The following is a 22,488-nucleotide window of genomic DNA, read 5'->3' as shown; positions in this document are numbered from 1 at the left end:
CGTACGGCAACAGGCAGGTGGAGCGGGGTGCACGATCACAGAACGTATGCAACCCATTGCCGGTGCTTGCGTCAAGTGACGAGGGCAGTGGCGATCACGCCACTGCCCCCGCCGGTCACGCAGATTGACTGTTCATCAGATACCGCCTGCGATGCCGCCGCCACCACCCGTGCCCGCGGTGCCGTCGATCGCGGCGTCGTTCAGCGGGAGCACCGCGCCGGTCGACTTCTTGCCGCGCCGCAGCCGGGCCTCCAGCCAGGAGGCGAAGCTGGTGATCGCGAAGTTCACGATGATGAAGATGACGGCGACGATGATGAAGCTCTGGACGACGTTGGCGTAGTTGGCCGCCAGCGTGCTGCGCGCGGTGAGCAGCTCCTGGTAGCCGATCATCACACCGCCCAGTGCGGTGTCCTTCACGATGACCACGAGTTGGCTGACGATCGCGGGCAGCATGACGGTGACCGCCTGCGGCAGCAGGATGCTGCCCATCGTCTGGCCCTTGCGCAGCCCGATCGCGTACGCGGCCTCCGTCTGCCCCTTGGGGAGGGCGAGGATGCCGGCCCGCACGACCTCGGCGAGGACCGAGGCGTTGTAGAGGACCAGGCCGGTGACGACCGCGTAGAACGGGCGGTCCTCACTGGCGATGCCCGCGGAGCGCGCGTACAGCTCGTTCGCGAACAGCATGAGCAGCAGGACCGGGATCGACCGGAAGAACTCGACCACGGCCCCGGCCGGAACGCGCACCCAGCGGTGGTCCGAGAGACGGGCGATGCCGAAGACGGCGCCCAGCGGGAGGGCGATCACCATGCTGAGCGCGGCGGCCTTGAGCGTGCCGAGGAGACCCGGCCACAGATAGGTGCTCCAGGCGTCCGCCGTGGTGAACGGCTCCCAAAGGGCCCACTTGAGCTGGTTCTTGTCGTCCATCGCCGTCCAGACCCACCACAGGAACAGGGCGAACAGAACGACGAAGACCACCGAGAGGACCACATTGCGGCGCTTGGCCCGGGGGCCGGGGGCGTCGTAGAGAACGGAGGTCATCGCTTTACCGCCAGTCGCTTGCCCAGCCAGCCGAGGATGAGGCCGGTGGGGAGGGTCAGGACCACGAACCCGAAGGCGAAGACGGCGGCGATGAGGACCGTCTGCGCCTCGGCCTCGATCATCGTCTTCATCAGGGTGGCGGCCTCGGCCACGCCGATGGCGGCGGCCACGGTCGTGTTCTTGGTCAGTGCGATCAGCACGTTCGCCAGCGGCACGATGACGGAACGGAACGCCTGCGGCAGCACGATGAGCCGCAGGGTCTGGCTGAAGCTCAGCCCGATCGCGCGGGCCGCCTCCGCCTGTCCGACGGGCACGGTGTTGATGCCGGAGCGCAGCGCCTCGCAGACGAAGGCCGCCGTGTAGGCGACGAGACTGAGGACCGCGAGCCGGAAGCCCTGGAGCTTGAAGTCGTCCGGTGCGCCCAACGTCACGCCGAAGATGTCGGCGAGTCCGAGTGAGCTGAAGACGATGATGACGGTCAGCGGGATGTTCCGGACGATGTTCACGTAGGCGGTGCCGAACCCGCGCATGAGGGGGACCGGGCTGACCCGCATCGCGGCCAGCAGGGTGCCCAGGACCAGGGAGCCGAGGGCGGAGTAGACGGTGAGTTTCACCGTCGTCCAGAACGCCCCGAGGACGTCATAACCTTGAAGAAAGTCGAACACGATCTCCCGCGCTTCCGGGTGGTGGCGTACGTGGCGGACGCGGTGCGCCGCCGCCGTGATCGCGGCGGGCGGCGGCGCACCGGCGGAACCCCGCGTGAACCGCGGATTCCTGCGTCACCTGAAGGTCCCTGCGTTACCTGGTGACTTCGGAGGGCCGGACTACTTGACGATCACGCCGATCTTCGGGGCCGGCTCGTTCTTGTACTCGGCCGGGCCGAAGTTCTTCTTGACCGCCGCGTCCCAGGCGCCGTCGCTGACCATCTTGGTGAGAGCGGCGTTGATCTTCTTCTCCAGGGCGGAGTCGCCCTTCTTGATGCCGACGCCGTAGTTCTCGTTGCTCAGCTTGAGGCCGGCGAGCTTGAACTGACCCTTGTACTTGTCCTGCGCCGCGAAGCCCGCGAGGATCGAGTCGTCCGTGGTCACCGCGTCGACGGCGCCGCTCTGCAGGCCGGCGATGCACTCCGAGTAGCCGCTGTACTGACGCAGGTTGGCCTTCGGGGCGATCGTCTTCTGGACGTTCTGCGCCGACGTCGAGCCGGTCACCGAACAGAGCTTCTTGCCGTTGAGGTCGTCGCCCTTGGCGATCTTCGAGTCGGCCTTGACGAGCAGGTCCTGGTGGGCCAGCAGGTAGGGGCCCGCGAAGTCGACCTTGGCCTTGCGCTCGTCGGTGATCGAGTAGGTGGCCGCGATGAACTTCACGTCGCCGCGGGCGAGCGCGTTCTCACGGTCGGCGCTCTTCGTCTCGACGAAGTCGATCTGGCTCGGCTTGTAACCGAGCTCCTTGGCGACGTAGGTCGCGACGTCCACGTCGAAGCCGGCGAAGGAGCCGTCCGGCTGCTTCAGGCCGAGACCGGGCTGGTCGTACTTGATGCCGACCTTGATCTTGCCGCCGCCCGAGGAACCGCTGTCGTCCTTGTTGTCCGAACCGCACGCGGTGGCGGTGGCGGTGAGGGCGAGCACGGCGGCCGAGGCGGCGACGACCTTGGAGAGCTTCATGGAGAACATCCTTTGCGTGGAGAAAGAAGTACGGGCCGTCGAAGGGCGGTTCGCGCGCTCGGAGCCCCGCGCGCGAGGAGGGACGTCAGGGACGCCGGGGTGGTCAGTGGTGCAGGATCTTCGACAGGAAGTCCTTGGCACGGTCGCTGCGCGGGTTGCTGAAGAACTGGTCCGGCACCGCCTCTTCGACGATGCGGCCGTCGGCCATGAACACGACACGGTTGGCGGCCGAACGGGCGAAACCCATCTCGTGGGTGACGACGATCATGGTCATGCCGTCGCGGGCGAGCTGCTGCATGACCTCCAGGACCTCATTGATCATCTCGGGGTCCAGCGCCGAGGTCGGCTCGTCGAAGAGCATGACCTTCGGGTCCATCGCCAGTGCCCGCGCGATCGCGACGCGCTGCTGCTGGCCGCCCGACAGCTGCGCCGGGTACTTGTCGGCCTGCGTGCCGACGCCGACGCGGTCGAGGAGCGCCCGGGCCTTCTCCTCCGCCGCCTTCTTGTCGGTCTTGCGGACCTTGGTCTGGCCCAGCATCACGTTCTCGAGCACGGTCTTGTGCGCGAAGAGGTTGAAGGACTGGAAGACCATCCCCACGTCGGCCCGGAGCCGCGCGAGCCCCTTGCCCTCCTGGGGCAGCGGCTTGCCGTCGATCGAGATGTCACCCGAATCGATGGTCTCCAGGCGGTTGATCGTGCGGCAGAGTGTGGACTTCCCGGACCCGGACGGTCCGATGACCACGACGACCTCACCCCGTGTGATCGTCAGGTCGATGTCCTGGAGTACGTGCAACGCGCCGAAGTGCTTGTTGACGCTCTTCAGGACGACCAGTTCGTCGGTCCCGGCCAGGTCGTCCTTGGCCACCGATACTTCGGTCATCGCTTTGGGGCTCCGTCCTCCTCGGTTTCGGAGGACAGTAGTGACCCCGCACGACCAGCGTCATTACATCTGAGGGGAACTTGAGCATCACGATCCGGTAGCAATCGGACACGTGTCGTAATGGCCGGCGCGAAGGCGCGTACCGGCTGGGTAACGGAAGCCGCAGGCAACCCGAAGGCCCTTGACGCCGTCCTTGTCCATCGGCGTGACTTCCTTGTTGGCGCACGCGTGCGTGCACCGTTCCACAGGGCACGCGCCGCGACCGTACGCCATTGCACGCGCCGAGACCGTACGACCGATGAACCGGAGGGGGCCGGAATGAGACTGCTGCTCGTCGAGGACGACAACCACGTCGCCGCGGCCCTGTCCGCCGTGCTCGCACGGCACGGCTTCGACGTCACCCACGCCCGCAGCGGCGAGGAGGCCCTGCAGGCCCTCGTCCCGGAGAGCGACGGCTTCGGGGTCGTCCTCCTCGACCTCGGGCTGCCCGACCAGGACGGTTACGAGGTCTGCGGCAAGATCCGCAAACGGACCGCCACCCCGGTGATCATGGTCACCGCGCGCGCGGACGTGCGCTCCCGTATCCACGGCCTCAACCTCGGCGCCGACGACTACGTGGTGAAGCCGTACGACACCGGGGAACTGCTGGCCCGCATCCACGCCGTCGCGCGGCGCACCGCCCACGACGACGCCGCGACCCCCGGTGAGGCCGCCCTGCTCCTCGGGCCCGTCCGCATCGAGCTGCCCAACCGGCAGGTCACCGTCGGCGGCACCACCGTCCAGCTGACCCGCAAGGAGTTCGACCTGCTCGCGCTCCTCGCCCAGCGCCCCGGTGTCGTGTTCCGCCGCGAGCAGATCATCAGCGAGGTGTGGCGCACCAGCTGGGAGGGGACCGGACGCACCCTGGAGGTGCACGTCGCCTCGCTGCGCTCCAAGCTGCGCATGCCGGCGCTGATCGAGACCGTGCGCGGCGTCGGGTACCGGCTCGTCGCCCCGGCCGGGTAGCGGGCACGGTGCGCACGCGTCTCCTCCCGCTGCTCATCGTCCTGATGGCGGCCGTCCTGCTCGCCCTCGGCGTTCCGCTGGCCGTCAGCGTCGCGGCCGCCCGGCAGCAGCGCGTCGTCGTCGACCGCATCGACGACACCGCGCGTTTCTCCGCCCTCGCCCAGTACGTCACCGAACCGCCGAGCGGCACCCAGGGCGGCTTCCCCGACGAACGCGCCGAGACGCTGCGCACCGAGCTGGCCCGCTACTACGAGGTGTACGGCATCCGCGCCGGCGTCTTCTACCGCAACCTGAGGCCCATGGCCAACGCCCCGGACGACTGGGGTCTGCCCCGGACGGGGGTGGCCCGCGACGCCTTCAACGAGGCGCTGGTCAGCCGTCGCAGCCACGACCCCGAGCAGGTCTGGCCCTGGCAGCGCCACCGGCTCGTCGTCGCCTCCCCGGTCATCAAGGACGGCGACGTCATCGCCGTCGTCGTCACCGACTCGCCCACCGGGCAGATGCGGTCCGCGACCCTGCACGGCTGGCTGATCATCGGAGCGGGCGAGATCGCCGCGATGCTCCTCGCGGTCGGCGCCGCGCTGCGGCTGACCGGCTGGGTGCTGCGCCCCGTACGCGTTCTCGACGCCACCACGCACGACATCGCGACCGGGCGCCTCAAGTCCCGGGTCGCGGCGGCCGGCGGACCACCGGAACTCCAGCGCCTGGCCCGGTCGTTCAACGAGATGGCCGACAACGTCGAGGACGTGCTGGAGCAGCAGCGCGCCTTCGTCGCCGACGCCTCGCACCAGCTGCGCAACCCGCTCTCCGCACTGCTGCTGCGCATCGAGCTGCTCGCCCTCGAACTGCCCGAGGGCAACGAGGAGATCGCCTCCGTCCGCACCGAGGGCAAGCGCCTGGCCCAGGTCCTGGACGATCTGCTCGACCTGGCCCTCGCCGAGCACGCCGAGGCCGACGTGCGCCTCACGGACATCGGCGCGCTGACCGCCGAGCGGGTCGCCTCCTGGCAGCCGGTCGCCGAGAGCCGGGGGGTACGGCTGGTGGGAGCCTGCCCGGCCGTCACCGCCTGGGCCGACCCGGTCACGCTGTCGAGCGCCTTGGACGCGGTGATCGACAACGCGGTGAAGTTCACACCCGAGGACGGATGCGTCGAGGTGACGGTCGAGTCCAACGGCCAGACGTCGACCGTCGTGGTGACCGACTGCGGCCCCGGCCTCACGGACGAGGACCTGACACGCATCGGCGACCGCTTCTGGCGCAGCGCCGTCCATCAGAACGTCAAGGGCTCGGGCCTCGGCCTCTCCATCTCGCGGGCCCTCCTGGAGGCGGGCGGCGGCTCCATCGCGTACGACCACCAGGAGCCGCACGGCCTGCGCGTGACGGTGACGGTGCCGAGGTCGGAACCCGGGCGCGTGACCTGAGCGGCGTACGTCCGATGCGGCCCGGCTACGGCTTGATCGACCGGTAGTAGCGCCGCGCGCCCTCGTGCAGGGGCAGCGGATCCGTGTAGATCGCGGTACGCAGGTCCACGAGCTGGGCCGCGTGCACCTTCTGGCCGATGCGGTCGCGGCTGGCGATCACCGTGCGCGTGAGTTCCTCGGTCAGGTTCGCGTCCGCGTCGTCCCGTGTGATCAGGAAGTTGGCCACGGCCAGCGTCTGCACGGCCGCGCCGCGCTGTGCCTTCGGATAGGCGTCGGCGGGCATCACCGCGGCCCGGTAGTAGCGCGAGGCCCCGCCCTGCTCGTGCAGCTTCTTGACGAGGTCGCTGCCGATCGGCACCAGACGGATGTCGTCGGCCTCGGAGAGTTCGAGGACGGCGCTCGTCGGGAGGCCACCGGACCAGAAGAAGGCGTCGATCTTGTGGTCCTTGAGCATCTCCGGCATGTCCTTGATGCCGTTGTCGAGAGGCTCGATGTCGCTGTCGGCGTCCAGCCCCGCCGCCTGGAGCACGTGGTTCGCGATCAGCCGTACCCCGGAACCGCTCGGACCGACGGCGACCTTCCTGCCCTTCAGATCCGCCACCGACCGTATGGACGACGAGCGCCGCACCACCAGGTGCACGTAGTCGTCGTACAGCCGCGAGCAGCCGCGCAGCCGGCCCGAGCCCGGCTTGTTCTGCAGGATGTACGTCTCCACGGCGTCGGCCGCCGCGATGCTGAAGTCGGCCTGGCCGGTGGCCACGCGCCGGATGTTCTCCTGCGACCCGTCGCTGTTCAGCAGCCTGACGTCGACATCGGGCATGTCCTTGGCCATGGCTCCCTGCAGGAGCGTGCCGTACTTCTGGTAGACCCCGGTCGGGGTGCCCGCGCTGAAGGTGATCGTCCCGTGCGGGGACTCCTCGCCGAACGGCAGCAGCCACCACAGCAGCAGCCCGACGACCGCGAGGACGGCCGTCGAGCCGAACAGCGCGCGGCGTCGGCCGATGCGGGGGAGTGCCTGGAACATGCGCGCGATCCTGCCAGCCCGAGGGCGGTCCTGACCAGGCCGGGACGGACGGGACCGGATCCTGCGGATCGATAGGCTCGGCCCATGCAGCCGTCCTTCCCGTCGCAGGTCCCTTCTCCCACAGCTCGAGCGGCTTCCCCGACGGCGTCTCCGGAGGCTGCGCGGGGCACCTCGGCCGTCGGCGATCCGGTCGCCGTCCCTTCGCCCGCAGCCCTCTCACCCGGCTCCCCTTCCCCGGCCTCGCTGGTCCGGGAGTTCCACCGGGCGTTCGGCCTGCACACCGGCAGCGTCCCGACCGAGGTCTCGCCGGGGCTGGCCGCGCACCGCGGGGAACTGCTGGCCGAGGAGGCCGCGGAAGTGGCGGAGGTCTCGGTCGAGGGTCCGCTCGACCGGCTGGCGCACGAACTCGCCGACGTCGTGTACGTGGCGTACGGCACGGCCCTCGTCCACGGGATCGACCTCGAAGCGGTGATCGCCGAGATCCACCGGGCCAACATGACGAAGATCGGCCCCGACGGCCAGGTGGCCCGCCGGGCCGACGGCAAGGTCCTCAAGGGGGCGCACTACCGGGCCCCGGACGTCGCCGAGGTCCTGCGCCGCCAGGGATGGAGCGCGCCGGACGCCTAGGGGTGTGCCGTTCGGACGGGGCCGTGCGTGGCGCTCCGGGCGTGCCGGGAACCGTGGCGGTTCCTGCGGCCTGGAGGCCGTCCGGGGCCGAGTCGACCCCGAGGGCGCGTCTCGCACGGGGCCCAGACGTACGCGCATACCCCTTCCACGGCCTCGGACCCGCTTGTTAACTTCGCGGAGCGGCGCCGTGCGACGTCGCTGAGCGAACCGCCCGGCGAGGTCGCCGGACCGCCCGGGACGAGCAGGGGGAGCGTATGGACGAGCCGGCCGAACTCGATCTGCCCGTCGAGGGCGGAACCCTGCGGGTCCTGCGGTTCGGTGACGGGCCGCGCACCGCGCTCGCCGCCCACGGCATCACCGCGTCCGGCATGGCGTTCGGCGCCCTCGCCCGCCACCTCTCGGACGAGTGGAGCCTGTTCGCGCCCGACCTGCGGGGACGCGGCGGCAGCACCGACACCCCGGGCCCGTACGGCCTCGACCGGCACGCCGGCGACCTGTGCCGGCTGGCGGAAGGCCTCGGCGCCGGCGCCCCGGTCGCGCTGGCCGGGCACTCGATGGGCGCGTACGTCGCGCTGCTCGCCGCCGCGCGCAGCCCCGAACTGTTCGACCGGCTCCTGCTCGTCGACGGAGGGCTGCCCCTGCCGGTGCCGCCCGGCGCCGATCTCGACGGCATCCTCGACGTGACGCTCGGGCCCGCGATAGTGCGCCTCGGCCGCACGTACGAGACCGACCAGGACTACGTCGACTTCTTCCGCGCCCATCCGGCGCTGGGCCCGGACTGGAACGCCGACGTCGAGGCGTACGTCCGCTACGACCTCACGGGTCCCGAGGGTGCCCGCCGGTCGAAGGCGCGCGAGGGGGCCGTACGGCAGGACGGGCGGGATCTGCTGGCCTCCGGGGACCGCTTCGCGGCGGACCTGGAGCGGCTCTCCGTCCCCGCGCTGCTGCTGCACGCGCCGCTCGGGCTGCTCGGCCAGGAACCGCCGATGCTGCCCGCCACCGTGATCGAGCGCTGGACCGGCGGTTCGGTGGACCTGCCCGCCGAACTGGTCGAGGACTCCAACCACTACACGATCCTGCTGGGCGCCGCCGCGAAGACGGTGGCGGAACGGTTCACCGGCCTCGCCTGACGCCGGATCGGCGGGCGACGGGCCTGCGGGCGACGGGCCTGCGGGCGGCCGGCGGTCAGCCGGAGGACCCGGCGATCCGGTCCAGCCACTCCTCCATGAGCCCGCGCTCCGGTGCGGTCAGGGCGTCGGTCCGGGGGAGGACCGCCCGCAGCGTGACCGCGGCGGTGACCGGCTCGGGCGCGGCGTCGGCCGGCGCGTCCGTGGTGATCGCCGCGAGGACGGCCTCGCGGGCGGTCCGGGAGAGTTCGGGGTCGCGGCGCTCCTCGGGCGTGGCGATGAGCGTGAGCGTCGTACCGGAGCCTGCCGCGTGGACCAGGGCGACGGCACGCTCCTCGGGGACGGCGAGCCGGCCCGCCTCGGCCACGCGACGGATGTGCCCGGCGAGCACCTCGAAGGCCGCGGCGGCCGCCGGCGAGGTCGTGCCCGGGCGGTAGCGGCCGTACATCAGCGTGAAGAGCGCGGGGTTCGCGAGCCCGAGGCCGATGTGCAGATCCCAGCCGCGGCGCAGGTCCTCCACCGGGTCGCCGGTCGAGGCGAGAGCTGACTTGCTGGTCACGTAGGCGGTGAAGCCGTGCGCGGCGACCGCGTCGAGCAGGCCCTCCTTGTCGCCGAAGAGCCGGTAGATGGTCGGCGGCTGGACCCCCGCGGCGGCGCTCACGGCCCGCGTCGACACCGCGTCCGGACCGCCCTCGGCCAGCAGACGCGCGGCCGCCGCGACGATGCGCCCGCGCGGCCCTTCCGGCGCCTCCACCGCGGTGACGTCGATGCTCTCCGTGCTCTCCGTGCTCTCCGTGCTCTCCGTGGCCATGCTTCCGATGGTAACGGAGCAGTGTTAGCGGTCTTCCGTTTCCGGTGGTACCTTCGAAATGTTATCGCTGGAAACATGGAACAGGTACAGAAAGAGGATCGTCATGATCGTCGTCACCGGAGCCAACGGGCAGCTCGGCCGACTCGTCGTCGAGAAGCTGCTGGACCGCGTCCCCGCCCAGGAGATCGGCGTCAGCGTGCGCGAACCGGAGCGGGCCCGGGCCTTCGCGGAGCGTGGCGTCCGGGTGCGCCGCGGCGACTTCACGGACGCCGCGAGCCTCCTCCACGCCTTCGAGGACGCCACCAAGGTCCTCGTCGTCTCCGCCGACGCCGTCGGCGACACCGCCGTAAAGGGGCACCGCACCGCCATCGAGGCGGCCGCCGCGGCCGGAGCGGAGCGTGTCCTCTACACGAGCCACATGGGAGCCGACCCCTCGTCGCCGTTCCCGCCCATGCCCGACCACGCCGCGACGGAGCGGGACCTCCAGCGGTCCGGGATCCCCTTCACCTCCCTGCGCAACGGCTTCTACGCCACCTCCGCCGCGATGCTGCTCGGGGCGGCCGTCGAGACGGGAGAACTGCGTGCCCCCGAGGACGGGCCCGTCGCCTGGACCGCCCACACCGACCTCGCCGAGGCGGCGGCGCTCGCCCTCGTCGGCGAGACGGACGAGCTCGACGGGCTCACCCCGGCGCTGACCGCCGAGGAGACCGTCGACATGGCGGGCCTCGCGGAGATCGCCTCGCGGATCTCGGGCCGCACGATCCGCCGGGTCGTCGTCTCGGACGCGGACTACCGGGCCGGTCTGGTCGGCCACGGCGTCCCCGAAGCGGCGGCCGACCTCCTCGTCGGACTGTTCGCCGCGAGCCGCCGGGGCGCGTTCGCCCCCGCGGACCCCGCGCTCGCCCGGCTCCTGGGCCGGCCGACGGTACCGGTGGAGGACGTCCTGCGGTCCGTCACCGCATGACCCCCGCAGGCCCCGCACGGCACGGTCACGGCCCGGCCGCGACCGGGCGCGGCACGGCCCGGAGCGCGGGCCGCGGCCGGACCGGCGGCCGCCCGTTCCCCACCCCGCCCGTGCGCGGTCCCGGCCGTGGGGCGCCTGCGTCCTGACCCACTCCGGCAACCGCCTACCCTTGTCACATGAGCAGCGGCGACCGGAGTCAGGCAGTGGACGTTCAGGAATCCAAGACGTACGAAGTGCGCACCTACGGGTGTCAGATGAACGTCCATGACTCCGAGCGGCTCTCCGGGCTCCTGGAGGACGCCGGTTACGTGCGGGCCCCCGCGGGCTCGGACGGCGACGCGGACGTCGTCGTCTTCAACACCTGCGCCGTCCGCGAGAACGCCGACAACAAGCTCTACGGCAACCTCGGCCGCCTCGCCCCGATGAAGACCAAGCGTCCCGGCATGCAGATCGCCGTCGGCGGCTGCCTCGCCCAGAAGGACCGCGACACCATCGTCAAGAAGGCGCCCTGGGTGGACGTCGTCTTCGGTACGCACAACATCGGCAAGCTGCCGGTCCTGCTGGAGCGCGCCCGCGTCCAGGAGGAGGCGCAGATCGAGATCGCCGAGTCCCTGGAGGCGTTCCCCTCCACCCTGCCGACCCGCCGCGAGAGCGCGTACGCGGCCTGGGTGTCGATCTCCGTCGGCTGCAACAACACCTGCACCTTCTGCATCGTCCCGGCGCTGCGCGGCAAGGAGAAGGACCGCAGGACCGGCGACATCCTCGCCGAGATCGAGGCCCTGGTCGACGAGGGCGTCTCCGAGATCACGCTCCTCGGGCAGAACGTCAACGCGTACGGCAGCGACATCGGCGACCGCGAGGCCTTCAGCAAGCTGCTGCGCGCCTGCGGAAGGATCGAGGGCCTGGAGCGCGTCCGCTTCACCTCGCCCCACCCGCGCGACTTCACCGACGACGTGATCGCCGCCATGGCCGAGACGCCGAACGCGATGCCGCAGCTGCACATGCCGATGCAGTCCGGCTCCGACACGGTCCTGAAGGCCATGCGCCGTTCCTACCGCCAGGAGCGCTTCCTCGGGATCATCGACAAGGTCCGGGCCGCCATCCCGCACGCGGCGATCACCACCGACATCATCGTGGGCTTCCCCGGCGAGACGGAGGAGGACTTCGAGCAGACCCTCCACGCCGTCCGCGAGGCCCGCTTCTCGCAGGCCTTCACCTTCCAGTACTCCAAGCGCCCCGGCACCCCGGCGGCCACCATGGAGGGGCAGATCCCCAAGGAGGTCGTCCAGGCGCGCTACGAGCGTCTCGTCGCGCTCCAGGAGGAGATCTCCTGGGACGAGAACAAGAAGCAGGTCGGCCGCACGCTGGAGCTGATGGTCGCCGAGGGCGAGGGCCGCAAGGACGGCGCCACCCACCGGCTCTCCGGCCGCGCCCCCGACAACCGCCTGGTCCACTTCACCAAGCCCGAGACGGAGGTCCGCCCCGGCGACGTGGTCACCGTCGAGATCACGTACGCCGCCCCGCACCACCTCCTCGCCGAGGGCGCCGTGCTGGACGTGCGGCGCACGCGCGCGGGGGACGCATGGGAGAAGCGCAACGCCGCCGCGGCCGCCAAGCCGGCGGGCGTCATGCTCGGCCTGCCGAAGATCGGCGCCCCCGAGCCCCTGCCGGTCGCCGCGGGCGCGGGCAGCGGCTGCGGCTGCGACTAGCCGGGTCCGGCGGGGCTCCGGCGACGGGGCGCCCGCCACGAGCCCCCGGTGTTGCGGGCGTTGCCCGGTCGGGTGGAGCCCGGTCACGCGTCGGGCCCCGGGCGGCCGCCGGGTGTCGGCGTTACGCTGCGGATCATGCTTGTAGCCGCCGCAGTCTGCCCCTGCCCCCCGCTGCTCGTCCCCGATGTCGCCGCCGGCGCGGCACCCGAACTGGACGCTGCGCGTGCGGCGTGCACGGACGCGCTGGGCCTGCTCGCCGCGTCCCGGCCCGACCTGCTGGTCGTCGTCGGCCCCGCCGAGCAGAGCGCCCGCGGACCGCACACCGAGGGAACGCGCGGCTCCTTCGCCGACTTCGGGGTCGACCTTGCCGTCCGTCTCGGCCGGGAGAGCGCGGCCGACGCCGGCGCCGACACCGCGGAGCCCCGGCTCCCGGCCTCGCTCGCCGTCGCCGCCTGGCTGCTGGAGCGCACCGGCTGGTCCGACGCCCCCGTCGAGGGACTCGGCGTAGGAGAACCCCTGGAAGCCGGGCGGTGCGTTCGGACGGGCGCGCAGCTCGCCGCCCGAGCCGAGCGGGTGGCGCTGCTCGTGATGGGCGACGCCAGCGCGTGCCGGACGCTGAAGGCGCCGGGCTATCTCGACGAACGCGCGGCGGGCTTCGACGCGGAGGCCGCCCGCGCCCTCGGAACGGCGGACGTCGACGCGCTCAAGGCACTGGACGCCGAACTGGCCCAGGAGTTGAAGGTCGCCGGGCGTGCCCCCTGGCAGGTCCTCGCGGGCGCCGCGGAGGGCGCGGGTCTGGCCGGGGCCCTGCTCTACGACGAGGCGCCCTACGGCGTCGGATACATCGTGGCGGCCTGGTCCTAGGTCGCGCCGGGTTCGTGGACGGCGCCGGGACTCGCCGGGCGAAGCCGTCCCCGCAAACGGCGGACGGCCGGAAGCACGGGGCTTCGCGGCCGTCCGCCGATGTCCGCGCCGATCAGGGTGCCTGAGGCGGCGTCGGCATGTCCGGCGGTGTCGCCGGCCCGTCGCCCTCCTTCGCCGCCAGGCGGTCCATGGCGTCCTTCGCCTTGCCGGTGCCCGTCCGGATCGTGCCGCTGTACTTGTGCTTGGTCTTCTCGTCCACGATCCTGGCGGCCTTCTCCAGGCCGTCGTTGACCTTGTGCCCGTGCTGCTGCGCGAGCCCCGAGACCTTGTCCTTGGCAGGCTCCAGCTTGGCTTTCAGATGGTCCATCAGACCCATGGTTCGCCTTCCCTCGCGGGCAGTTACCTGTGGGCGCTCTCACCGGCTTCGTTGTCGGCGGCCTGGTCGGCGGTCTGCTGCCTCGGGATGTCGACGTCCTCCGTGGTGCCGGCCTCGGCGGTTCCCGCCGTCGCCCCGCCCTCGGTCCCGGACGAACCCTTCGCGTCCACCGCCACCTCCGCCTCGGTGCCGGCCGGCCCTGCGGGGGCCTGCGCCTCGGCGGCCGACGCCTCCTCCGTCGCCTTCGACCTCCGGAGAAGCCGTGCAAATACGCCCATATCCACTCCATACGTTACTCGTGAGGGCGAAATTCCGCGTTGCCCGGTGCGTCCGATTGCGTCGCCCGGGTCACCGGCTCCCGACACCGGCGGCTGGAACCTCGCAACAGGCAACGAACCCGGACCGGGCCCGTCACGTAGCTCGTTAGGGGAGAGGCGCCGGGTTTGCGAGACTGGGACCGTGAGCAGCGCACCCCCCGCCCCCCGGGTCATCGCCGTCGTCGGACCGACCGCGGCAGGAAAGTCCGATCTGGGCGTTTTCCTCGCCAAGAGCCTCGGCGGCGAAGTCGTCAACGCCGACTCCATGCAGTTGTACCGAGGGATGGATATCGGCACCGCCAAGCTGACGGAGGAGGAACGCGGCGGAGTCCCCCACCATCTGCTCGACATCTGGGACGTGACGGTCACGGCCAGCGTCGCCGAGTACCAGCGCCTCGCTCGCGCCCGTATCGACGCCCTGCTCGCCGAGGGCCGCTGGCCGGTCCTGGTGGGCGGCTCCGGACTGTACGTGCGAGGCGCCGTCGACAACCTGGAGTTCCCCGGCACCGACCCCGAGGTGCGCGCCCGCCTGGAGGAGGAGCTGACCCTGCGCGGTTCCGGCGCCCTGCACGCCCGGCTCGCCATGGCGGACCCCGGGGCCGCCCACGCGATCCTGCCCAGCAACGGCCGCCGCATCGTCCGCGCCCTCGAAGTCATCGAGATCACCGGCAAGCCCTTCACCGCCAACCTGCCCGGCCACGACTCCGTGTACGACACCGTGCAGATCGGCGTCGACGTGGCGCGCCCCGAGCTGGACGAGCGCATCGCCCGCAGGGTCGACCGGATGTGGGACGCCGGGCTCGTCGACGAGGTGCGCACCCTGGAGGCGCGCGGCCTGCGCGCGGGGCGCACGGCGGCACGCGCGCTCGGATACCAGCAGGTGCTCGCGGCGCTCGCCGGGGAGTGCACCGAGGACGAGGCGCGCGCGGAGACCGTCCGTGCCACCAAACGCTTCGCGCGCCGTCAGGATTCATGGTTCCGGCGCGACCCGCGGGTGCATTGGCTCAGTGGGGCTGCGGCGGATCTCACAGAACTTCCCGAGCTCGCACTGGCGTTGGTGGAGCGACCGGTCACAGCCTGATCACGTCATGGCATCGGGACGCTCCGGCCGTCATCGGGGCCTCCGGTGGCGTGCCATCATCGAGCTTCGATCGACCAGTGAAGTCCGAGTTGGGAGGGCGCGTGGCGATGGAGGCCGGCCCTCGCGACACTGCACGAGGCACCGAGCACGGTGCCGTTCCGGACGGAGACGGTCTGAGCATCGACCCGGACGCCGATCGCGGCGTCGAGCCCGAGCTGGGCGGGGAACCCCTCAGCTCGGACGGACCCGACGACACCCCGGCCGGGGTGATCGACGACGGACCCGAACCCGGTGCGATGTCTCCCGAGCCCGAGGTCGAGGTCGAACTGCGCCCGCAGCGCCGTCTGCGCATCTGGCAGCTCGCCCCCATCGTCGCGCTGGCGGCCACCGGATCCCTGATGTTCGCCTTCCCGCTGGCCTTCGAGTTCGGTGACGGCGGTGCCGTGGTCGCCATGCTCGGCCTGCTGATCTGCTCGTGCGCCGCCGGCTGGGGCATGATGGCCGCCCGCCGCGTCGGCTACGCCCTGCCCGGCTTCCCCGCGCGCGGCTCCGGCCGCCGCCCCGACTGGCGCGTCGTGATCGCGTACGTCGTGGTCGTCGCCGCGGTGGCGGTGCTCGCCGTGTGGCGCGTGGCGCGACTGCGCTGACCCCGGCGCCGGACCGCGACGCCCGGACCCGACCCCGTACGATCGAGGAATGAGCACGCGGATCGCCTTCCTCAAGGGGCACGGGACCGAGAACGACTTCGTGATCGTCCCCGACCCGGAGAACGTCATCGACCTCCCGCCGGCCGCTGTCGCCGCCCTGTGCGACCGCCGTGCGGGCATCGGCGGCGACGGTCTGCTGCACGTCGTGCGCTCCGCGGCCCACCCGGAGGCCCGGGCCATGGCCGCCGACGCCGAGTGGTTCATGGACTACCGCAACGGCGACGGCTCGGTCGCCGAGATGTGCGGCAACGGAGTGCGCGTGTTCGCCCGCTATCTCCAGCGCGCCGGACACGTGGCCGAGGGCGACATCACGGTCGCCACGCGCGGAGGCGTGAAGACCGTGCACCTCGCCAAGAACGGTGACGTCACCGTCGGCATGGGCAGGGCCCTCCTCCCCGAGGCGAAGGTCACGGTCGCCGTCGGAGAGCGCAGCTGGCCCGCGCGCAACGTGAACATGGGCAACCCGCACGCCGTCGCCTTCGTGGACGACCTCGCCGACGCCGGCGACCTCTACGCACCGCCGCCGTTCACGCCCGCCTCGGTGTACCCGGACGGGGTCAACGTCGAGTTCGTGGTCGACCGGGGTCCGGGCCACGTGGCCCTGCGGGTCCACGAACGCGGCTCGGGCGAGACCCGCTCGTGCGGCACCGGCGCCTGTGCCGTGGCCGTCGCCGCGGCCCGCCGTGACGGCGCCGACCCGGCCGTCACCGGCACCCCCGCGACGTACACCGTCGACGTCCCCGGCGGCCGTCTGGTCATCACCGAGCGGGCCGACGGCGAGATCGAGATGACGGGCCCCGCGGTGATCGTCGCCGAGGGCGAGATCGACGCCGACTGGCTGGCCGGTTCCCTGGGCTGATCGGCCCGAGGGGCCGTCCGGGTGCCGAGCGGTCCCGGCGGTCACGGGGAAACCCGTCGTACCGCCTTCGGCCGTACGTCCGTGCCGCCCCTTTCAGAAGTTCGAAACTGTAAACCCCCGGACCGTCGCTCGAATGGGTGATCCGTTTCACGCTCGGCGAGAGGCGGTCAACCGGGCGTGGTGGGCTCGGTAGCATCAAGCACCGGCCCGGACGGGGGACCGACACCATCCCCTGAGCCGAGTACGCCCTGGGGCACCCGTCCGCCGGTCTTACGCAGCCGGAGGTGCCCATGAGTGCGGAGGCGACGAATCCCGCGACGCCAGGCCCCGCAACGCCCGCCCCGCAGCGCACGGCCCCGCTCGAACCGGGAGTGGCCCCAGCGCACCGCAGGAAGGGACGTCCGCGGATCGACCTGCGGCGTCTGGGCCGGGCCGCACTGCTGGGACCCACCGCGCGCGACCGGCTGCCGGACGCCATCGGGCACGTGGCGGAGGCGCACCGCGCCCACCACCCCGACGCCAAACTGGAACCCCTGCGCCGGGCGTGGGTGCTCGCGGAGTCCTCGCACCGCGGCCAGATGCGCAAGAGCGGCGAGCCCTACATCACGCACCCGCTGGCCGTGACCCTGATCCTCGCCGAGCTGGGCGCCGAGACCACGACGCTGACCGCCTCCCTGCTCCACGACACGGTCGAGGACACGGAAGTGACGCTGGATCAGGTCCGCGAGGAGTTCGGCGACGAGGTCTGCTATCTGGTCGACGGCGTCACCAAGCTGGAGAAGGTCGACTACGGCGCCGCCGCCGAACCGGAGACCTTCCGCAAGATGCTGGTCGCGACCGGCAACGACGTCCGCGTGATGTCGATCAAACTCGCCGACCGGCTGCACAACATGCGGACCCTCGGCGTGATGCGCCCGGAGAAACAGGCGCGCATCGCCAAGGTGACCCGCGACGTGCTGATCCCCCTCGCCGAGCGCCTCGGCGTCCAGGCGCTCAAGACCGAGCTGGAAGACCTCGTCTTCGCGATCCTGCACCCCGAGGAGTACGAACACACCCGGGAGCTGATCGTCGACAACGCGAGCCGCCCGGACGACCCGCTCGCGGAGATCGCCGAGGAGGTACGGGTGGTCCTGCGGGACGCCGGCATCCAGGCCGAAGTCCTCATAAGGCCACGGCACTTCGTCTCCGTGCACCGCGTGTCGCGCAAGCGCGGCCCGATGCGCGGCGCCGACTTCGGCCGCCTCCTCGTCCTCGTGAACGAGGACGCCGACTGCTACGGCGTGCTCGGCGAACTCCACACCTGTCTCACCCCGGTGGTCTCGGAGTTCAAGGACTTCATCGCCGTCCCCAAGTTCAACCTCTACCAGTCGCTCCACACGGCGGTCACCCGTGGCGACGGCCAGGTCGCCGAAGTCCTCATCCGCACCCACCAGATGCACAAGGTCGCCGAGGCCGGCGTCATCGCCCTCGGCAACCCCTACGCCCCGCCGTCCGAGGACCAGCCCGACGGCGGCGGCGACCGCCCCTTCGAGGGCGAGCGCGCCGACCCCACCCGCCCCGGCTGGCTCTCCCGCCTGCTGGACTGGCAGCAGGGTGCCCCCGATCCCGACACCTTCTGGTCGACCCTGCGCGAAGACCTCGCGCAGGACCGCGAGATCACCGTGTTCCGCGCCGACGGCGGCTCCCTCGGCCTTCCGGAGGGCGCCAGTTGCGTCGACGCCGCGTACGCGCAGTACGGGGAGGACGCGCACGCCTGCATCGGCGCGCGCGTCAACGGCCGCCTGGCGACGCTGAGTACGGTCCTCAAGGACGGCGACACCGTTCAGCTCCTCATGGGCCAGGACCCCGCCTCCGAGCCCTCCAGGGAGTGGCTGGAGCACGCCCACACGGCTGCCGCCCGGATCGCCATCCAGCGCTGGATGGCCACCCACCCCGCACCCGGCGCCGAGGAGGCCCCCGCCACGGGCCCCAGGCCGCCCGCCGAGACCCCGCCGACGCGTCCCGCGGCCGCATACCTCACCCGCCCCGCCAACGCCCTCGTGGACCAGCCGGGCGCCTCCGTCCGCATGGCCGGCTGCTGTACGCCGGTACCGCCGGACGAGGTCACCGGCTTCGCCGTGCGCGGGGGAGTGGTCACCGTGCACCGCGTGGAGTGTCCCGGAGCGGCCCGGATGAAGGGCGACGGGCGCCCGGAGGTCGGTGTGCGCTGGGGCGCCACCACCGAGTGCCGCGTCACCCTGGTCGCCGAGTCCTTCGGCCGGCCGCACCTGCTGGCCGACCTCACCGAAGCCATCGCCGGGGAAGGCGTCGCCATCGTGTCGGCGACCGTGGAACCTCCCAGCCAGCAGCGCGTGCGCCACACCTACACCCTTCAACTCCCGGACGCGGCACACCTCCAGGGCCTGATGCGCGCCATGCGCAACGTGCCCGGCGTGTTCGACGTGAGCCGGGCCCAGCATCCGGCGGCCGCCCAGTAGCCACCGGCCCCGACGGCCGCGCTCGCCCGATGGGCCTCCGGAGGGACCCGTTCGGGTGGGCCGGGCGCGCGTCGCCACCACCGGCCCGGCGCACGCTGGTAGCGGTGGTCCATGCCGCTCGAAGCCGCCCCCGCCCCTGCCCCCGCTCCCAGCCGCCCGAGGAGCCGCCGCGTCCAGGCGGCCCTGCTCGCCTCGGCCGTCTCCGTCTGCCTGATCGCCGCGAGCGCCCCCTCCCCGGGCACGGCCCTCGGCATCGGCGACCGGCTCTTCCCGACCCTCGGCAACCCCGGCTACGACGTCGCGTCGTACGACCTGGCGTTCACCTACTCCGGCGCCAACGACAAGCCGCTCACGGCCGTGACCACCATCGACGCCCTCACCACCGCCCGGCTGGACCGCGTCAACCTCGACTACGTCCACGGAACGGTGCGGTCGGTCGAGGTCAACGGCTCGCCCGCCGACTTCGCGAGCGCGGGCGACGACCTGGTGGTGACCCCGGCCCGGACGCTGCCCGCCGGGAGCCCGCTGCACATCACCGTGCGCCACACCAGCGACCCGGTGCCCGCCAAGGACCAGGACGGCGGCTGGGTCCGCACCAAGGACGGCCTCGCGATGGCCAACCAGGCCGACGCCGCGCACCTGGTCTTCCCGTGCAACGACCACCCCTCCGACAAGGCGATGTTCACCTTCCACGTCACGGCCCCCGAGGGCTACACCGCCGTGGCCAACGGACTCCCGGAGGGCACCCGCCGGGCCGGCGGAACCACCACCTGGTCGTACCGCGGCGAACACCCCATGGCCACCGAGCTGGCCCAGGTCTCCATCGGCCGCTCCAGCGTGCTGCACCGCACCGGTCCGCACGGCCTGCCCGTCCGCGACGTCGTCCCCACCCAGGACCGCGCGGCGCTCGAACCGTGGCTCGCCAGGACCCCCGACCAGATCGCCTGGATGGAGAGCAAGGTCGGGCGGTACCCCTTCGAGACGTACGGGCTGCTGATGGCCCAGGCGCAGACCGGCTTCGAACTGGAGACACAGACGCTCTCCCTGTTCGAGAAGGACCTCTTCACCGAGCCCGCCTACCCGAAGTGGTACGTCGAGTCGATCATGGTGCACGAGCTGTCCCACCAGTGGTTCGGCGACAGCGTCAGCCCCCGCACCTGGTCCGACCTGTGGCTGAACGAGGGACACGCCACCTGGTACGAGGCCCTGTACGCCGAGGAGAAGGCGAACCGGCCCATGGAGAAGCGGATGAAGGCGGCCTATGGCATGTCCGACGCGTGGCGCGTCGCCGGCGGCCCGCCCGCCGCACCCAAGGGACCGAAGCCCGGCCACAAGATCAGCATCTTCCGGCCGAACGTCTACGACGGCGCGGCCCTCGCCCTGTACGCGCTGCGCCAGGAGATCGGGCGTCCGGCCTTCGAGCGTCTGGAGCGGACCTGGGTCACGGTCAACCACGACGGCGTCGCCTCCACGGCCGACTTCGTGGACCTCGCGTCCGCCATGGCGGGCCGCGACCTGAGGGGCTTCTTCAAGGCATGGCTCTACGGCGAGAAGACGCCCCCGATGCCGGGCCACCCCGACTGGAAGAGCGACACCCCGCAGGCCCGCAAGGGCGCGTGAGACAGCGGGGCCCACGCACGCGTGCGGCGACGGAACGTGTCCGGGCGTCGCACCGCGGACCGGTGGCGGCGGCACGACGGGGCGTGGCGCCGTCGCGACGGTCCGTCGCCGACGCCGGGCGAGGAGCCCGGTCCGCACCCCGCGCGGGCAGGTCCGCAGGTGCGCGCCGGTGCCTGTTAAGTCGCGTGACGAGACGGCCCGTACCGTGCGACCATCTTCGAGCCGACGGAGCAGCCCCCTCGCCGGGGGTGATCCGGCGGTGACCGGGAATCTCCCGGCGGCCCCGGGCGTTGTTCCCTGTGACGGACGACATCTGTCGGCCTTCCGCTTCCGCTCTACGTAAGGATCCAATGACCTCCTCTTCTTCCCCTTCCCAGGACGCGCAGAGCCCCGCGCAGAACTACCCCGAAGGTCTTCGGGCCGATGCCCTGATGGAAGAGGACGTCGCCTGGAGCCAAGAGATCGACGGAGACCGGGACGGCGACCAGTTCGACCGCTCCGAGCGCGCGGCCCTGCGCCGCGTGGCGGGCCTTTCCACCGAACTCGAGGACGTCACCGAGGTCGAGTACCGACAGCTCCGTCTGGAGCGCGTCGTCCTCGTCGGTGTCTGGACCACGGGAACCGTTCGGGACGCGGACAACTCGCTGGCGGAGCTGGCCGCCCTCGCCGAGACCGCGGGAGCACTCGTGCTCGACGGCGTCGTCCAGCGCCGCGACAAGCCCGACGCGGCCACCTACATCGGTTCCGGCAAGGCCAACGAACTCCGGGACATCGTCATCGAGACCGGCGCGGACACGGTGATCTGCGACGGTGAGCTGAGCCCCGGCCAGCTGATCCACCTCGAAGACGTCGTCAAGGTCAAGGTCATCGACCGTACGGCCCTGATCCTCGACATCTTCGCCCAGCACGCCAAGTCCCGAGAGGGCAAGGCGCAGGTCGCGCTCGCGCAGATGCAGTACATGCTGCCGCGGCTCCGAGGCTGGGGTCAGTCGCTGTCCCGTCAGATGGGCGGCGGCTCGGGCGGCGGTCTCGCCACCCGTGGTCCCGGTGAGACCAAGATCGAGACGGACCGGCGTCGTATCCGCGAGAAGATGGCGAAGATGCGCCGGGAGATCGCGGACATGAAGACGGGCCGCGACATCAAGCGCCAGGAGCGCCGCCGCAACAAGGTGCCCTCGGTCGCGATCGCCGGTTACACCAACGCCGGCAAGTCGTCCCTGCTCAACCGCCTCACGGGCGCGGGCGTCCTCGTCGAGAACGCGCTGTTCGCGACCCTCGACCCGACCGTCCGCCGGGCCGAGACCCCGAGCGGCCGGCTGTACACGCTGGTCGACACGGTCGGTTTCGTACGGCATCTGCCGCACCACCTGGTCGAGGCGTTCCGCTCCACCATGGAGGAGGTCGGCGACTCCGACCTCATCCTGCACGTGGTGGACGGATCGCACCCCGACCCGGAGGAGCAGCTGGCCGCCGTGCGCGAGGTCGTCCGGGACGTCGGCGCGACGAAGGTGCCCGAGATCGTCGTGATCAACAAGGCGGACGCGGCGGACCCGCTGGTGCTCCAGCGGCTGCTGCGGATCGAGAAGCGCTCCATCGCGGTCTCGGCCCGCACCGGCCAGGGCATCGCCGAGCTGCTCGCCCTGATCGACAACGAGCTGCCCCGCCCCTCGGTCGAGATCGAGGCACTCGTCCCGTACACGCAGGGCCAGTTGGTCGCCCGCGCCCACACCGAGGGCGAGGTGATCTCCGAGGAGCACACCGCGGAGGGCACCCTCCTCAAGCTGAGGGTGCACGAGGAACTGGCGGCGGACCTCGCTCCGTACGTCGCGGAGCCCGCGCTCCGCTAGACATCCGCGCCCCGCACGACGCGAAGTCCCGCCCCCTCACCCGAGGGAGCGGGACTTCGTCGTCCAGCAGGAC

The 22,488-nt window shown here is 71.8% G+C and carries 21 protein-coding genes; 13 read left to right on the top strand and 8 right to left on the bottom strand.

Translation table 11 applies throughout. From position 1 onward, the window contains the following. Positions 1 to 135: 135 nt before the first annotated feature. The 4 genes from OG406_RS11890 to OG406_RS11875 all read right to left on the bottom strand — a co-directional run bounded on the left by OG406_RS11890 (position 136) and on the right by OG406_RS11875 (position 3,579). Positions 136 to 1,038 (bottom strand): amino acid ABC transporter permease, encoded by a 903-nt coding sequence (locus OG406_RS11890; protein WP_329185659.1) that lies wholly within the window; start codon positions 1,036 to 1,038, stop codon positions 136 to 138. Beyond that, complete coding sequence (locus OG406_RS11885) at positions 1,035 to 1,703, bottom strand: amino acid ABC transporter permease (protein WP_081219770.1); 669 nt, start codon at positions 1,701 to 1,703, stop codon at positions 1,035 to 1,037. Before OG406_RS11885 ends, OG406_RS11890 begins: the two co-directional genes overlap by 4 nt. Positions 1,704 to 1,862: 159 nt before the next feature. Further along, positions 1,863 to 2,699, bottom strand: coding sequence for a glutamate ABC transporter substrate-binding protein (locus OG406_RS11880; RefSeq protein ID WP_164375241.1), 837 nt, complete (start codon positions 2,697 to 2,699; stop codon positions 1,863 to 1,865). Positions 2,700 to 2,802: 103 nt separating this feature from the next. After that, positions 2,803 to 3,579: an amino acid ABC transporter ATP-binding protein gene (locus OG406_RS11875; RefSeq protein ID WP_081219772.1), complete on the bottom strand. Its 777-nt coding sequence runs from the start codon at positions 3,577 to 3,579 to the stop codon at positions 2,803 to 2,805. Positions 3,580 to 3,897: 318 nt separating this feature from the next. Between OG406_RS11875 and OG406_RS11870 the strand changes: the two genes are divergently transcribed. Together OG406_RS11870 and OG406_RS11865 are read left to right on the top strand one after the other, a co-directional pair. Continuing rightward, positions 3,898 to 4,584, top strand: coding sequence for a response regulator transcription factor (locus OG406_RS11870; RefSeq protein WP_081219773.1), 687 nt, complete (start codon positions 3,898 to 3,900; stop codon positions 4,582 to 4,584). An 8-nt stretch (positions 4,585 to 4,592) separates the two neighbouring features. Continuing rightward, entirely contained in the window at positions 4,593 to 6,005 is a 1,413-nt protein-coding gene (locus OG406_RS11865) for a sensor histidine kinase (protein ID WP_164375240.1), read from the top strand. A gap of 25 nt (positions 6,006 to 6,030) precedes the next feature. On the opposite strand, the gene OG406_RS11860 is transcribed toward OG406_RS11865, so the two are convergent. After that, entirely contained in the window at positions 6,031 to 7,029 is a 999-nt protein-coding gene (locus tag OG406_RS11860; protein WP_329185654.1) for a TAXI family TRAP transporter solute-binding subunit, read from the bottom strand. Between the two features lie 84 nt (positions 7,030 to 7,113). Between OG406_RS11860 and OG406_RS11855 the strand changes: the two genes are divergently transcribed. Together OG406_RS11855 and OG406_RS11850 are read left to right on the top strand one after the other, a co-directional pair. Then, complete coding sequence (locus tag OG406_RS11855) at positions 7,114 to 7,656, top strand: MazG nucleotide pyrophosphohydrolase domain-containing protein (protein WP_443067073.1); 543 nt, start codon at positions 7,114 to 7,116, stop codon at positions 7,654 to 7,656. A gap of 254 nt (positions 7,657 to 7,910) precedes the next feature. Continuing rightward, the gene (locus tag OG406_RS11850) at positions 7,911 to 8,786 is read left to right on the top strand and encodes an alpha/beta fold hydrolase (protein ID WP_329185652.1); all 876 of its coding nucleotides are present in this window, start codon (positions 7,911 to 7,913) and stop codon (positions 8,784 to 8,786) included. A 55-nt stretch (positions 8,787 to 8,841) separates the two neighbouring features. On the opposite strand, the gene OG406_RS11845 is transcribed toward OG406_RS11850, so the two are convergent. Next, positions 8,842 to 9,594: a TetR/AcrR family transcriptional regulator gene (locus OG406_RS11845; RefSeq protein ID WP_326842213.1), complete on the bottom strand. Its 753-nt coding sequence runs from the start codon at positions 9,592 to 9,594 to the stop codon at positions 8,842 to 8,844. 103 nt (positions 9,595 to 9,697) lie between these two features. On the opposite strand from OG406_RS11845, the gene OG406_RS11840 reads away from it, so the two are divergent. The 3 genes from OG406_RS11840 (at position 9,698) to OG406_RS11830 (ending at position 13,131) form a co-directional block, all read left to right on the top strand. Then, on the top strand, positions 9,698 to 10,558 hold the full coding sequence (locus tag OG406_RS11840) for an NAD(P)H-binding protein (RefSeq protein ID WP_329185650.1): 861 nt from the start codon (positions 9,698 to 9,700) through the stop codon (positions 10,556 to 10,558). Positions 10,559 to 10,734: 176 nt separating this feature from the next. Beyond that, entirely contained in the window at positions 10,735 to 12,267 is a 1,533-nt protein-coding gene (gene miaB, locus OG406_RS11835; protein WP_203661647.1) for a tRNA (N6-isopentenyl adenosine(37)-C2)-methylthiotransferase MiaB, read from the top strand. A gap of 135 nt (positions 12,268 to 12,402) precedes the next feature. Further along, positions 12,403 to 13,131, top strand: a complete 729-nt coding sequence (locus tag OG406_RS11830; RefSeq protein ID WP_329185647.1) for a class III extradiol dioxygenase subunit B-like domain-containing protein — start codon at positions 12,403 to 12,405, stop codon at positions 13,129 to 13,131. A 112-nt stretch (positions 13,132 to 13,243) separates the two neighbouring features. On the opposite strand, the gene OG406_RS11825 is transcribed toward OG406_RS11830, so the two are convergent. After that, on the bottom strand, positions 13,244 to 13,507 hold the full coding sequence (locus OG406_RS11825) for an antitoxin (protein ID WP_266852096.1): 264 nt from the start codon (positions 13,505 to 13,507) through the stop codon (positions 13,244 to 13,246). 23 nt (positions 13,508 to 13,530) lie between these two features. Beyond that, positions 13,531 to 13,785: a hypothetical protein gene (locus OG406_RS11820; protein ID WP_164375232.1), complete on the bottom strand. Its 255-nt coding sequence runs from the start codon at positions 13,783 to 13,785 to the stop codon at positions 13,531 to 13,533. Positions 13,786 to 13,966: 181 nt separating this feature from the next. Between OG406_RS11820 and miaA the strand changes: the two genes are divergently transcribed. The 6 genes from miaA to hflX all read left to right on the top strand — a co-directional run bounded on the left by miaA (position 13,967) and on the right by hflX (position 22,415). Then, positions 13,967 to 14,905, top strand: a complete 939-nt coding sequence (gene miaA / locus OG406_RS11815) for a tRNA (adenosine(37)-N6)-dimethylallyltransferase MiaA (protein ID WP_326842210.1) — start codon at positions 13,967 to 13,969, stop codon at positions 14,903 to 14,905. Between the two features lie 107 nt (positions 14,906 to 15,012). After that, positions 15,013 to 15,552 carry a hypothetical protein gene (locus OG406_RS11810; RefSeq protein ID WP_164375291.1) on the top strand — a complete coding sequence of 180 codons (540 nt, stop codon included), beginning with the start codon at positions 15,013 to 15,015 and terminating at the stop codon, positions 15,550 to 15,552. Between the two features lie 49 nt (positions 15,553 to 15,601). After that, a complete protein-coding gene (gene dapF, locus OG406_RS11805) occupies positions 15,602 to 16,471 on the top strand; it encodes a diaminopimelate epimerase (RefSeq protein WP_329185645.1) in 870 nt (289 codons plus the stop codon). A gap of 290 nt (positions 16,472 to 16,761) precedes the next feature. Then, positions 16,762 to 18,948 carry a RelA/SpoT family protein gene (locus OG406_RS11800; protein ID WP_329185643.1) on the top strand — a complete coding sequence of 729 codons (2,187 nt, stop codon included), beginning with the start codon at positions 16,762 to 16,764 and terminating at the stop codon, positions 18,946 to 18,948. A gap of 111 nt (positions 18,949 to 19,059) precedes the next feature. Beyond that, a complete protein-coding gene (locus OG406_RS11795; RefSeq protein ID WP_329185641.1) occupies positions 19,060 to 20,568 on the top strand; it encodes a M1 family metallopeptidase in 1,509 nt (502 codons plus the stop codon). 350 nt (positions 20,569 to 20,918) lie between these two features. Further along, complete coding sequence (gene hflX / locus OG406_RS11790; RefSeq protein WP_329185640.1) at positions 20,919 to 22,415, top strand: GTPase HflX; 1,497 nt, start codon at positions 20,919 to 20,921, stop codon at positions 22,413 to 22,415. Positions 22,416 to 22,488 lie beyond the last annotated feature (73 nt).

Source organism: Streptomyces sp. NBC_01428, from assembly GCF_036231965.1.
In the GTDB taxonomy this organism is placed as follows: Bacteria; Actinomycetota; Actinomycetes; order Streptomycetales; family Streptomycetaceae; genus Streptomyces.
Note: the sequence above shows the minus strand (reverse complement) of the source record. Positions and strands in the feature narration are given on the sequence as shown.